Origin of the sequence: Paraburkholderia haematera (assembly GCF_905220975.1) — a bacterium.
Lineage (GTDB): Bacteria > Pseudomonadota > Gammaproteobacteria > Burkholderiales > Burkholderiaceae > Paraburkholderia > Paraburkholderia haematera.
In genome coordinates this window covers 17906-29378 of the sequence record NZ_CAJNBK010000018.1, presented here as the reverse complement: position 1 = coordinate 29378, position 11473 = coordinate 17906, and the positions used below count along the sequence as shown (strand labels likewise).

12 protein-coding genes are annotated in these 11473 nt (G+C 61.5%); 10 read left to right on the top strand and 2 right to left on the bottom strand.

What is annotated here, in order from left to right:
• Window positions 1-212: 212 nt before the first annotated feature.
• On the bottom strand, window positions 213-1292 hold the full coding sequence (locus tag KHO23_RS25015; protein ID WP_211614102.1) for a hypothetical protein: 1080 nt from the start codon (window positions 1290-1292) through the stop codon (window positions 213-215).
• A gap of 314 nt (window positions 1293-1606) precedes the next feature.
• Here KHO23_RS25015 and KHO23_RS25010 point away from each other — a divergent pair, with 314 nt between their 5' ends.
• From KHO23_RS25010 to KHO23_RS25000, 3 genes are all read left to right on the top strand, one after another.
• Window positions 1607-2512 (top strand): LysR family transcriptional regulator, encoded by a 906-nt coding sequence (locus KHO23_RS25010; protein ID WP_211614100.1) that lies wholly within the window; start codon window positions 1607-1609, stop codon window positions 2510-2512.
• A 130-nt stretch (window positions 2513-2642) separates the two neighbouring features.
• Window positions 2643-3329 (top strand): HAD family hydrolase, encoded by a 687-nt coding sequence (locus KHO23_RS25005; RefSeq protein ID WP_211614098.1) that lies wholly within the window; start codon window positions 2643-2645, stop codon window positions 3327-3329.
• Window positions 3326-4462 (top strand): DSD1 family PLP-dependent enzyme, encoded by a 1137-nt coding sequence (locus tag KHO23_RS25000; protein ID WP_211614096.1) that lies wholly within the window; start codon window positions 3326-3328, stop codon window positions 4460-4462. Before KHO23_RS25005 ends, KHO23_RS25000 begins: the two co-directional genes overlap by 4 nt.
• A 40-nt stretch (window positions 4463-4502) precedes the next feature.
• Here the strand turns inward: KHO23_RS25000 and hpaR are convergent, their stop codons facing one another.
• On the bottom strand, window positions 4503-4910 hold the full coding sequence (hpaR, locus tag KHO23_RS24995) for a homoprotocatechuate degradation operon regulator HpaR (RefSeq protein WP_169488206.1): 408 nt from the start codon (window positions 4908-4910) through the stop codon (window positions 4503-4505).
• Window positions 4911-5090: 180 nt separating this feature from the next.
• On the opposite strand from hpaR, the gene KHO23_RS24990 reads away from it, so the two are divergent.
• The 7 genes from KHO23_RS24990 (at window position 5091) to hpaI (ending at window position 11147) form a co-directional block, all read left to right on the top strand.
• The gene (locus KHO23_RS24990; protein WP_211614095.1) at window positions 5091-5864 is read left to right on the top strand and encodes a fumarylacetoacetate hydrolase family protein; all 774 of its coding nucleotides are present in this window, start codon (window positions 5091-5093) and stop codon (window positions 5862-5864) included.
• A complete protein-coding gene (locus KHO23_RS24985; protein WP_211614093.1) occupies window positions 5861-6619 on the top strand; it encodes a fumarylacetoacetate hydrolase family protein in 759 nt (252 codons plus the stop codon). Before KHO23_RS24990 ends, KHO23_RS24985 begins: the two co-directional genes overlap by 4 nt.
• A gap of 29 nt (window positions 6620-6648) precedes the next feature.
• Window positions 6649-8106 (top strand): 5-carboxymethyl-2-hydroxymuconate semialdehyde dehydrogenase, encoded by a 1458-nt coding sequence (hpaE, locus tag KHO23_RS24980; protein ID WP_211614091.1) that lies wholly within the window; start codon window positions 6649-6651, stop codon window positions 8104-8106.
• A 77-nt stretch (window positions 8107-8183) separates the two neighbouring features.
• Entirely contained in the window at window positions 8184-9047 is an 864-nt protein-coding gene (hpaD, locus tag KHO23_RS24975; RefSeq protein ID WP_211614089.1) for a 3,4-dihydroxyphenylacetate 2,3-dioxygenase, read from the top strand.
• 21 nt (window positions 9048-9068) lie between these two features.
• Entirely contained in the window at window positions 9069-9479 is a 411-nt protein-coding gene (locus KHO23_RS24970; protein WP_211614087.1) for a 5-carboxymethyl-2-hydroxymuconate Delta-isomerase, read from the top strand.
• A gap of 48 nt (window positions 9480-9527) precedes the next feature.
• Window positions 9528-10331: a 2-oxo-hept-4-ene-1,7-dioate hydratase gene (hpaH, locus tag KHO23_RS24965; RefSeq protein ID WP_211614085.1), complete on the top strand. Its 804-nt coding sequence runs from the start codon at window positions 9528-9530 to the stop codon at window positions 10329-10331.
• 9 nt (window positions 10332-10340) lie between these two features.
• Window positions 10341-11147 (top strand): 4-hydroxy-2-oxoheptanedioate aldolase, encoded by an 807-nt coding sequence (hpaI, locus tag KHO23_RS24960; RefSeq protein ID WP_211614083.1) that lies wholly within the window; start codon window positions 10341-10343, stop codon window positions 11145-11147.
• Window positions 11148-11473 lie beyond the last annotated feature (326 nt).

Genomic DNA, 11473 nt, shown 5'->3' with positions numbered 1-11473 from the left:
ATAAAACCGCGCCTCACTGTATTGTTTTTCGCGCGGGAACTGTATTGGTTGAGGAAGTCGCCGCAATAGGGGCGGCTTTGGCGCCGGCAGTGATCGGCCCGGCTTGCGGGTGGCGCTCCCGGCGGCCCGTTATAGGCGTTGGCTGCCGGCAACCGACATCATGCCGCGCGCAGGAGCGCGACGATCCGTATTGCCGCGTTCTTATTGCCCCTTCAGCGCCATTGCTCGGTCAATTCGTTGGCCAGCACCATCTTCTCGCGGATGAGTTCGGTAAAGGCGGCGTCCGCTGCGCCCTGCGTCTTGAGGAATTTCAGCGCCGCGGAGTGAACTGCCCGCATTGACCGGCCGTCGATCCCAGCCATGCGCGCTGCGCTGCGACGCGTTTCCTCGACCAGATCGCGCGCGCCGCTGAAGTCGGGCAACAAGCCGCTTTGCGCCAGGAACCCGGCGCGCAAGCCGGCTGCATAGTCGCGCGACGCTCCCAGCCGGTCGACGTCGATCGTCAAATCGACGCCGTCCGCCATGCGCAACGCACAGAGAATCCACAGCGCGAGGAACGCCCGATACGCGTTGTTGCCCTCCGCCGTGCGCGCATAGTGCTCGCATGTGATGGCGTAAGCGTCATCCGAAGCCGGCACGGCAGGCGGCAAGCTCACGCCGCAGATTTCGATAGCCTGCCTGACCAGGGGCTCCGACTGATTCAGACCCAGCACGCGAAACGGCGCCGCCACGAAGAACGGATTGCTCCATTGCTGATTGAGCAGCCACCCCGACGCAAACTGCGATGCGGGATTTCGCAGCACAGCCGCATGCATGGCTTGCGGGAATGCGCGCTTGAGCCAGGGCAGCCGGCCTGAAGAACGGCAAAACTTGAGGACGGGCACGCGGCCTTGCCCGGCGGTGTGCTCGCACAGATTGGTCAAATAGGCCTGCAACGCGGGAAATTCCGCGTCGGGTGCGGGTGAGAACCGGTCGGTGCCGAAGCGCTTCCTGTATCCGGCCACACCGCGCGCACCCTCTTGCAGAAACGGCCGGTACTCTTCGAAATACGGCGCCGCGAGCGGGGGATGGCCGGAGGTCAGCGTAGGACGGGACGCGGAAACGTCGGCGAGGCTCAGATCGGCAAGTACATTGCTGAACGGTTCATAGAATCCGGTCACGGAATCGAGTGCGCGCAGGCGCGACCAGACCCACGTTCCCGCGCTGCGCCAGCCCGTGTGCAAAAATATCCCCTGTTTCAGGGCACTTTGTTGCGAGCTCCCAGTTGGCCGGCAGGCGGGATCATTCGACATGCTGGTCAATCCGCTGGCGGCGCTTGAAGCACCACCCGACGGTCCATGTGACAACGGCATTGGACTTCTCTTCAAATGGAAGCGAAAACGATTCGATAGATGGCGGGTATTGCTCGTCCCACCTGGCTCAAGCGCACACTTTAGCGGATCGAACTGCCGGCTTCGTTACGAACGTAGCAGTTTACCTTGCGATGCCGTCTCGCGTTCATTGGTGCGCGACGTCTGGGCGCCCGTAGCCGGTTCATCCCGCCGCACTGGAACAGCGCAGTCAAACGCTTTAAGCTGCCAGACTTCCGAACTCACAAGTTGCCGCCATGAACGACTCGGCCGATATCCGGTTTCTGCTGACCATCCGCGAAAGTGGCAGCCTGATCGCCGCGGCGCGAAAACTGGCACTGTCGCCCTCGGCGGTGACCCAGCGTCTGCAGCAACTCGAAAAGAAGTTGGGCACGCAACTGGTGAACCGCACGGCGCGGCGCTTGCAGTTCACCGAGGAAGGCACGCTTCTCTGCGAGCGCGGCGCCGAACTGGTCCAGCAGTTCGACTCGCTGTTCGAAGACTTGCAGACCCGCCGGGGCGGTTTGACTGGCACCCTGAAAATCAATGCGCCGCTGGGATTCGGCCGGCGCCATCTGGCGCCGGCGATCGCTGACTTCCAGCAGCAGAACCCGGATATCGACGTAGCGCTCACGCTGTCCGACCAGCCCTTGACCGAGACGATGGACCGCTTCGACATCGTCGTGCATATCGGCGAGTTGCCGGTATCGAATCTGGTCGGTTACGCAATTGCACCGAATGCGCGCTTCGTATGCGCCGCGCCGGCGCTGCTCAAGCATCTTGGCCAGCCGGAGTCGCCGGAAGAATTGAGCAAGCTGCCGTGCATCGTGCTGCGCGAAAACAACGAGGATGTCTCGCTTTGGCAGTTCAGCAAGGGCCGTATGCGCCGCAGCGTGCGCGTTGCTCCACATTTGAGTTGCAACGACGGTGACGTGATCCGCCAATGGGCTTGCGAAGGCCGCGGCGTGATCCTGCGCTCCGAATGGGACGTGGCCGACGACATCGCGCAGGGAAGGCTCGTGCGCCTGCTGCAAGGCTGGAAGGCGCCGGACGCGAACGTGATCGCGCTCACGCATCAGCGAGCCGGATTGCCGGCCCGTACGCGGCATTTCATGCAGTACTTGCAGGGCAGATTCAGACCGTTGCCACCATGGAGAAGATAAAAATCGAAATGTGGTGGACCACGTCAAAATCGGCACATTCACTCAAACTGAATTTAAGAGTTAGCTCAGCCGAACGCCACGCGAATGGCGAAACTTTATAATCGGCTCACCGTTCCTCGCCGGTTACATCATGACTTCCCTATCGCCCTCAGCCGCCTACCCCAAGGCCGTCCTCTTCGACCTCCTGACCGCACTGCTCGACTCATGGACATCATGGAATCACGCCGCGGGCTCCGAAGCGGCGGGCCGTGCGTGGCGTGCGGCGTATTTGCGCCTGACCTACGGCTGCGGCCAATATATTGCGTACGAACAATTGGTGCGCACGGCAGCCGTCGAAGTGGGACTGCCGGAATCCGCACCGCTCGCGCTCGAAGCCGACTGGTTAAAGCTTAGGCCCTGGCGCGGTGCCCTCGACACATTGCAGGCGCTCAGCCCGCATTGCAAATTGGCCGTCGTCACCAACTGCTCGATCCACCTCGGCACACAAGCTGCCAAACTTTTCCCAATTCAGTGGGACGCAATCGTGACCGCTGAAGAAGCCGGTATGTACAAGCCGGACCCGTTGCCTTACCGGCTCGCACTCGGCAAACTCGGCGTAGGCGCCCATGAGGCCGCCTTCGTGGCCGGCTCCAGCTACGACATGTTCGGCACGGCCGCGGTCGGTTTGCGTACCTACTGGCACAACCGTGTGGGCCTGCCGCTGGTGACGGGCGCCCAGCCGCCCGAAGTGGAGGCGCCGACGCTCGACGCGCTGGTCCCGTGGCTCAGCCGTTTCGGGTCAGCCCAGAACCACGCTATTCCCCCGGTGAAAGCATGAAATTCGACCACATCGACACCCCTGCCGCGCTGATCGACATCCCCCGGATGCAGAAGAACATTGCGCGGATGCAGGCTCATATGAACACGCTGGGTGTGGCATTCCGTCCGCACGTCAAGACCACCAAATGCATCGACGTGGTCCGCGCGCAGATCGCCGCCGGGGCGCGTGGCATTACGGTCTCGACCCTCAAAGAGGCAGAGGCCTTCTTTGCGGCCGGCGTCAGCGATATCCTCTACGCGGTCAGCATCGCCCCTTCAAAACTGCCGCGAGCGCTGGCGTTGCGCCGCCAGGGTTGCGATCTGAAACTGGTGGTGGACAATCCCACCGCCGCCGCGGCCATCGCCGCCTTTGCGGATCAGCACGGTGAGACCTTCGATGTGTGGATCGAGGTGGACACGGACGGTCACCGCTCCGGTATTACGCCGGAGCAGGACACGCTGCTCGAAGTCGGCCGGATCCTGCATGAGAACGGCGTCACGGTGGGCGGTGTGATGACCCACGCGGGTTCGAGCTACGAGCTTCATACGCCGGAGGCGCTCGCCGCGCTGGCGGAGCAGGAACGCGCGGGCTGCGTGCGCGCGGCGCAGCGGCTGCGCGACGCGGGCATTCCGTGCCCGGCCGTGAGTGTCGGTTCGACCCCCACGGCCCTCGCCGCCGAGCAACTGGATGGCGTGACCGAAGTGCGAGCGGGCGTCTACGTTTTCTTCGATCTGGTCATGCACAACGTCGGCGTGTGCGCGCTTGAAGATATCGCGCTCAGCGTGCTCGCCACCGTGATCGGCCATCAGGCGGATAAAGGCTGGGCTATTCTCGACGCGGGCTGGATGGCCATGAGCCGCGATCGCGGCACCTCGAAGCAGCCGCACGATTTCGGCTACGGCCAGCCCTGCCTGCTGAACGGAACACCGCTTGGCGGATATGTGGTGAGCGGCGCCAATCAGGAGCATGGGATCCTGTCGTCAACGGAAGAAGGCGCGCAGGTCGACGACATTGCACAGCGCTTTCCGATCGGCATGAAGCTGCGCATTCTGCCGAATCATGCATGCGCGACCGGTGCGCAGTTCCCCGAATATCACGCGGTTTCGGCGGATGGCGATAGCGTCGAGTGGCGGCGTTTTCAGGGTTGGTGAGCGCGGCTCGTCGCCTGACACCAACAACTAACGCGTTACTTCACTCGTCCTCTTCTTCAAGCCCCGCAAGCAGGTCATCGACCGCGCGATACACGCGCTCGACGATTTCCGGCCCCACCTTGCGCTCCAGTTCGCGATAGTGCGCCTCGAGATCCTTCGAGATCACGCGCACCAGATCCACGCTCGTATCGGTGAGCGACACCAGCACGCGGCGCTGGTCCTCCGCGAAACGCTCCTTCGTCACCAGTTCCATGCTCTCCATGCGCGCGAGCACCCCGGCCATGCTCGGGCTCGAAATCGTGCAGATATCGGAGATGTGGCGCGGCTCCATCGGGCCGTGCTCATTGAGCGCGCGAATCACACGCCATTGCTGTTCGGTCAGTCCGTGCGCGGTAATCAATGGGCGGAAACGCTCCATCATTTTTTCTCTGGCGCGCAGCAACAACATCGGCAGGTTGCGGTGCAAAACTCGGGTAGAAGCGGAAGCGGACATGGCGGAAGATAGGTAAAAAACAGCCGTCGAAACTTAAGGGAAAACCCGCGATCAGCCGACAGGCTATTGACCATGGATCATATCAAGCGCAATACTACTAACATGTTAGTATTTTTACCGGGAGCCAGCTGATTTATGTTTGCCCTTGCCGATCACCTGCTGCATCCCGAAGGCGACGCGCTGCCTCGCGACGTGGATGCTCGCGCCGTCGCCGCGCTGCTCGCCCGTGGCCTGGCCTGCCGCGCGCCTGTTTCCGGCGCGGTTTATGGAACTTTGCTGAACGATCGCGCGGCGCTGGAAGCTTTGGGCGACGCGGTGCATGCCGCCCCGTATAAGGCACCGCCGAAAGCGCCGATTCTCTATCTGAAGCCGCGCAATACGTTCGCGGGTCATCGCGCCCGCGTGGTCGTACCCGACAACGCATTGGGCGTGGAAGTCGGCGCTTCGCTAGGTATCGTGATGGGCCGCACCGCAACACGCGTCAGCGCGGGCCAGGCGTTCGACTATATTGCCGGCTACACGCTGGTCGCCGATCTGAGCGTGCCGCATGCGAGCGTGTACCGGCCTTCGGTACGGTTCCGGGCGCGCGACGGCTTTTGCGTGATCGGACCGGCAGTGGTTGCAGCACGTCACGTTGCGACACCTGACGATTTGACGATCAAAGTTTCGCTGCCAGGACGCGAGGACTTCACGGCGAGCACTGCGTCGTCGGTACGCAAGGTCGCTCAATTGATCGCGGACGTCACCGATTTCATGACACTCAGCGCCGGCGACGTCATTACGCTCGGCGTGCCTCATGGCTCGCCGGTTGCGCATATCGGCGACTCGGCCACGCTTTCGATTGGCGGATTACCACCGCTCGAAGTGTCGTTTGCCGGTGCGGAAGAACACGATGGAGAACCGTCATGATGCGCGGCCGTGTTGCGTATGCGGGCGCGATTCACGAAGCGTATCCGGACGCCAATGGCGTGCGCCTCGCCGACGGCCGCGTGCGTCGCGAGGATGAAGTTGTCTGGCTCGCGCCGATCGAGGTCGGCACGATCTTCGCGCTCGGCTTGAACTACGCCGAACATGCAAAGGAATTGCAGTTCAACAAGCAGGACGAGCCTTTGGTCTTTCTCAAGGGGCCGGGCGCGGTCATTGGTCACCGTGGTTTCACGCGCCGCCCCGCCGACGTCACCTTCATGCACTACGAGTGCGAGCTGGCTGTCGTGATCGGCCAAACCGCGCAGAACGTCAAGCGCGAAAACGCCATGCGGCATGTGGCCGGCTACATGATCGCTAACGACTACGCGATCCGTGACTACCTGGAAAACTATTACCGCCCCAACCTGCGCGTGAAGAATCGCGATGGCGGCACGGTACTCGGCCCCTGGTTCGTCGATGCGGCCGACATTGAAGACGTCACGCAACTCGAATTGCGCACCTTCGTGAACGGCACGCGGCAGCAACATGGCAACACGCGCGATCTCGTCACTGGTATCCCGGCGTTGATCGAATACCTGAGCGGCTTCATGACACTCGCGCCCGGCGATGTGATCCTGACCGGCACGCCGGAAGGCATCGTCAACGTCAATGCGGGCGACGAAGTGATCTGTGAAATCGACGGCCTTGGCCGTCTCGTCAATACGATTGCATCCGACGCGGACTTTGGCCGCGCCTGATCGACAGTGAAAGAGAAAAGGACAGGGCAATGCGAATCGAACATCTGATCAACGGCAAATCGGACGCCGCGAAAGACTACTTCGAGACGGTCAATCCGGCGACGCAAGAGGTGCTCGCTGAGGTGGCACGCGGCGGTGCGCAAGAAGTCGACGCTGCCGTGCGCGCAGCCAAAGAAGCGTTTCCGGCATGGGCCGGCAAGCCCGCGGCGGAGCGAGCAAAAGTCATTCGCAAGCTCGGCGAGTTGATCGCGAAGAACGTGCCGGAGATCTCGGAGACCGAGACAAAGGACACCGGTCAGACAATCTCGCAGACGCGCAAGCAGCTCGTGCCGCGCGCCGCCGACAACTTCAGCTATTTCGCGGAGATGTGCACGCGCGTCGACGGCCATACGTATCCCACCGAGACGCATCTGAACTACACGCTGTTCCATCCGGTCGGTGTCTGCGCGCTGATCTCGCCGTGGAACGTGCCGTTCATGACGGCAACGTGGAAAGTCGCACCCTGCCTCGCGTTCGGCAACACCGCCGTGCTGAAAATGAGCGAATTGTCGCCGCTGACCGCCTCGATGCTCGGCAATCTCGCGCTCGAAGCCGGTATTCCTGCCGGCGTGCTGAACGTCGTGCACGGTTTCGGCAAGGACACCGGCGAACCGCTGGTGGCGCATCCTGATGTGCATGCGGTGTCGTTCACCGGTTCGACGGCAACCGGCAACCGCATCGTGCAGACTGCGGGCCTGAAGAAGTTTTCGATGGAACTAGGGGGCAAGTCGCCGTTCGTGATTTTCGACGACGCCGATTTCGAACGCGCACTCGATGCCGCCGTGTTCATGATCTTCTCGAACAACGGCGAACGTTGCACGGCGGGTTCGCGCATTCTGGTGCAACGCTCGATTTACGCGCGCTTTGCCGAGCGTTTTATCGAGCGCGCGAAACGCTTGACGGTGGGCGATCCGCTGGCCGACGGCACGATCGTTGGCCCGATGATCAGCCAGGGGCATCTGGCCAAGGTCCGCAGCTATATCGAACTCGGACCGAAAGAAGGCGCGACACTCGCATGCGGCGGGCTCGACGCGCCCGATTTGCCCGACGCCATGCGCCGAGGCAACTTCATTCGGCCGACGGTGTTCGTCGACGTCGACAATCGCATGCGGATCGCGCAGGAAGAGATCTTCGGCCCGGTCGCCTGCCTGATTCCGTTCGACGAAGAAGCCGACGCGATCGAACTCGCCAACGACATTTCCTACGGTTTGTCGAGTTACATCTGGACCGAGAGTACCGGCCGCGCGCTGCGTGTCGCCGCGGCGATCCAGGCGGGCATGTGCTTCGTCAACAGCCAGAACGTACGCGACCTGCGCCAGCCGTTCGGCGGCACGAAGGCATCGGGCGTGGGCCGCGAAGGCGGCACGTGGAGCTACGAAGTGTTCCTTGAACCGAAGAACGTATGCGTATCGCTCGGCTCGCATCACATTCCGCGCTGGGGCGTTTAAGGCGTTTGAGGCGCTTTCGCGTTTGGCGCCATGCGCGAGTGCATCACGCCTCGCGCCACACAGAACAGGAGACCGCGATGGGAAAACTCGCGTTGGCAGCAAAAGTCACTCACGTCCCGTCGTTATATCTGTCCGAACTCGACGGTCCGCATAAGGGCTGCCGTCAGCCCGCAATCGACGGCCACCATGAAATCGGCCGGCGCTGCCGTGAGCTGGGTGTGGATACCATCGTCGTGTTCGACGTGCATTGGCTTGTGAACAGCGAATACCACATCAATTGCGCGCCGAAATTCGAGGGCGTCTATACGAGCAACGAGCTGCCCCACTTCATCAAGAACATGCCGTATGCGTATCCCGGCAACGTCGGTCTCGGCGATCTGATCGCGGAAGTCGCCAACGAAATGGGCGTCAAGAGCCGCGCGCACAGCGAGACCACACTCGAACTCGAATACGGCACGCTGGTGCCAATGCGCTATATGAATAGCGATCAGCACTTCAAGACCGTGTCCGTGGCGGGCTGGTGCATGTGGCACGACCTGGAAACCAGCGCGCGCTTCGGCCTTGCGGTACGCAAGGCCATCGAGGAACGGTACGACGGCACCGTCGCGATTCTGGCGAGCGGTTCGTTGAGCCACCACTTTGCCAATAACGGCACGGCCGAGCAATTCATGCATAAGGTATGGAGCCCGTTTCTCGAACAGATGGACCGCAAGGTGGTCGAGTTGTGGGAAGCCGGCGACTGGAAGACTTTCTGCGAAATGCTGCCGCTTTATAACGAGAAATGCTGGGGCGAAGGCGGCATGCACGACACCGCGATGCTGCTCGGCGCGCTCGGTTGGGATCGTTACGACGGCAAGGTGGAAGTCGTTACGCCGTATTTCGGCAGTTCCGGCACCGGTCAGATCAATGCAATCTTTCCCGTGACGCCCCTGCCCGTTTAAGTACTAAGAAAGGAGCCTGCCGTGCCGCATTTGACACTTGAATACAGCGCTAACCTCACTGACGAAGCAAGCATCGGCCAACTGTGCAAAAAGCTGGCTGCAAGCCTTGACGCACAGCGCGAGAACGAACAGCGCGTTTTTCCGCTCGGCGGCATTCGCGTGCGCGCTTTGCGCTGCGAACAGTACTGCATTGCCGATGGCAGAGCCGACGCTGCCTTCCTGCACGCGAACCTGAAGATCGCCGCGGGCCGCTCGGACGCTGCAAAAAAGGCGACCGGAGATGCGCTGTTTGAAGTGATCAAACAGTACTTCATTGCCGAGTTTGAACAACACGGCCTGGCGTTGTCGCTGGAGATCAATGAGTTTAGCGAAGCAGGAACGTGGAAACACAACAATTTGCACGCGCGGCTTAAGGCCAATACACAAGGCTAAAACCCGGGGCTCATACCGGGCCTGGTAGGCGCATATAGAGAATCCATCATGCTAGACGAACAAACTATCCGCGATCTCGCGGCGCAGCTCGACCATGCCGAGAAGACGCGCACCCAGTTGCGCCACTTCTCGGCGAAGTATCCCGAGATGACCGTACAGGACGGTTACGCGATTCAGCGCGAGTGGGTGAAGCTCAAACTCGCTGAGGGGCACACGATCAAGGGCCGCAAGATTGGCCTTACCTCACGCGCGATGCAGCGTTCGTCGCAGATTGACGAACCCGACTATGCGCCGCTGCTTGACAGCATGTTCATCGAAAACGGCCAGGACATTCGTGCCGACCGTTTCATTGCACCGCGCGTGGAAGTCGAATTGGCTTTCGTGTTGAGCAAGCCCTTGAAGGGCCCGGGTGTCACGCTCTTCGATGTTCTGGATGCCACGGCCTACGTGACGCCGGCAGTTGAGATTATCGACGCGCGCATCGAGCAATTCGACCGTGAGACGAAGGCACCGCGCAAGGTCTACGACACCATCTCGGACTTCGCGGCGAACGCCGGCATCGTCCTGGGCGGGCGGCCGGTGCGTCCGATGGACGTGGACCTTCGTTGGGTTGGCGCGTTGCTTTACAAGAATGGCGCCGTGGAAGAGAGCGGGCTTGCTGCGGCCGTGCTGAATCACCCTGCCACTGGCGTTGCATGGCTCGCGAACAAGATTGCTCCCTATGACGAAATCCTGAACGCGAACGACGTGATTCTGAGCGGTTCTTTTACGAGCCCGATCCCGGCACGGGCGGGCGACACCTTTCATGTCGACTATGGTCCGCTGGGCGGGATTGGTTTGAATTTTATTTGAGTCGCCGACATGTCTTTACCGCAAAACACATTCAAGCGCGCGCTGGCAGAAGGCAGGCCGCAATTCGGCTTGTGGGCGGCACTCGCCGATGCCTACGTGACCGAATTGCTGGCCACCGCCGGTTTCGATTGGTTGTTGATCGACAACGAGCATGCACCGAACGATGTTCGCAGCACGCTGACGCAATTGCAGGCGGTAGCTGCGTACGCATCGCATCCGGTGGTGCGTCCGGTGCGAAGCGATAGCGCGTTGATCAAGCAATTGCTGGACATCGGTGCTCAGACGTTGTTGCTGCCGATGATCGACACGGCGGAACAGGCGACGGACGCCGTTGCGGCGACGCGTTACCCGCCGCAGGGCATTCGTGGCGTGGGGAGTGCGTTGGCGCGGGCATCGCGTTGGAATCGGATACCTGATTACCTGAACACCGCGGCTGATGAGTTGTGTGTGCTGGTGCAGGTGGAAACGATGCAAGGCATGGAGAATCTTTCCGCGATTGCCGCGGTGGACGGTGTGGACGGTGTGTTTTTTGGTCCGGCGGACTTGAGTGCGTCGATGGGATTGTTGGGTAAGCCGGGGGACGTGCGTGTACGCGAAGCGATATGTGCTGGCATCAGGCGGGTGCGGGATGCTGGTAAAGCGGCAGGCGTGCTGGCGGCGGATGCCGGGATTGCGGCCGAGTATCTGGCAGCGGGCGCGACGTTCGTGGCGGTGGGGACGGATACAGGGTTGTTGAGCCGCGCGGCGGCGGATTTGGCGGCTTCGTATAAGAAGAGTGCTGTGGTGGTGGTGGGGTACGTGGAGGGCGGGTATTGAGGGGGGGGTTGCCTGGATGTTCTTCGCCTGCGGTGTTGGGCTTTTCTTGTGTTTTTTGCTTGCGTGGCGCTTGATTGTCTGGGGTTTTATGGTGTTGGCCTTTCCTTGATTTGTTAGTGGTTTATTAGCGTTCCCCCTGTGCGGGGGGGCACCTACTTTTCTTTGCCTGCCGCAAAGAAAAGTAGGCAAAAGAAAGCGGCTCAAACCGCTAACTCTTAAGCGGGTCCCCCGCGCAGCCACGGTAGTGGTGCATCTGGAATCTGCGTTCTCGCACACTCCGCGTTAGTGACAAAGGTGTCATCCGCTCCCACTCCGCACTGCGTGCG

Bases quoted from the DNA above. Each gene is read 5' to 3' on its own strand.
- KHO23_RS24990 (WP_211614095.1), top strand. From the start codon at position 5,091: ATGTTTGCCCTTGCCGATCACCTGCTGCATCCCGAAGGCGACGCGCTG.
- KHO23_RS25000 (WP_211614096.1), top strand. From the start codon at position 3,326: ATGAAATTCGACCACATCGACACCCCTGCCGCGCTGATCGACATCCCC.
- KHO23_RS25005 (WP_211614098.1), top strand. From the start codon at position 2,643: ATGACTTCCCTATCGCCCTCAGCCGCCTACCCCAAGGCCGTCCTCTTC.
- hpaR (WP_169488206.1), bottom strand. From the start codon at position 4,910: ATGTTGTTGCTGCGCGCCAGAGAAAAAATGATGGAGCGTTTCCGCCCA.
- KHO23_RS24985 (WP_211614093.1), top strand. From the start codon at position 5,861: ATGATGCGCGGCCGTGTTGCGTATGCGGGCGCGATTCACGAAGCGTAT.
- hpaH (WP_211614085.1), top strand. From the start codon at position 9,528: ATGCTAGACGAACAAACTATCCGCGATCTCGCGGCGCAGCTCGACCAT.
- hpaD (WP_211614089.1), top strand. From the start codon at position 8,184: ATGGGAAAACTCGCGTTGGCAGCAAAAGTCACTCACGTCCCGTCGTTA.
- hpaE (WP_211614091.1), top strand. From the start codon at position 6,649: ATGCGAATCGAACATCTGATCAACGGCAAATCGGACGCCGCGAAAGAC.
- hpaI (WP_211614083.1), top strand. From the start codon at position 10,341: ATGTCTTTACCGCAAAACACATTCAAGCGCGCGCTGGCAGAAGGCAGG.
- KHO23_RS25010 (WP_211614100.1), top strand. From the start codon at position 1,607: ATGAACGACTCGGCCGATATCCGGTTTCTGCTGACCATCCGCGAAAGT.
- KHO23_RS25015 (WP_211614102.1), bottom strand. From the start codon at position 1,292: ATGTCGAATGATCCCGCCTGCCGGCCAACTGGGAGCTCGCAACAAAGT.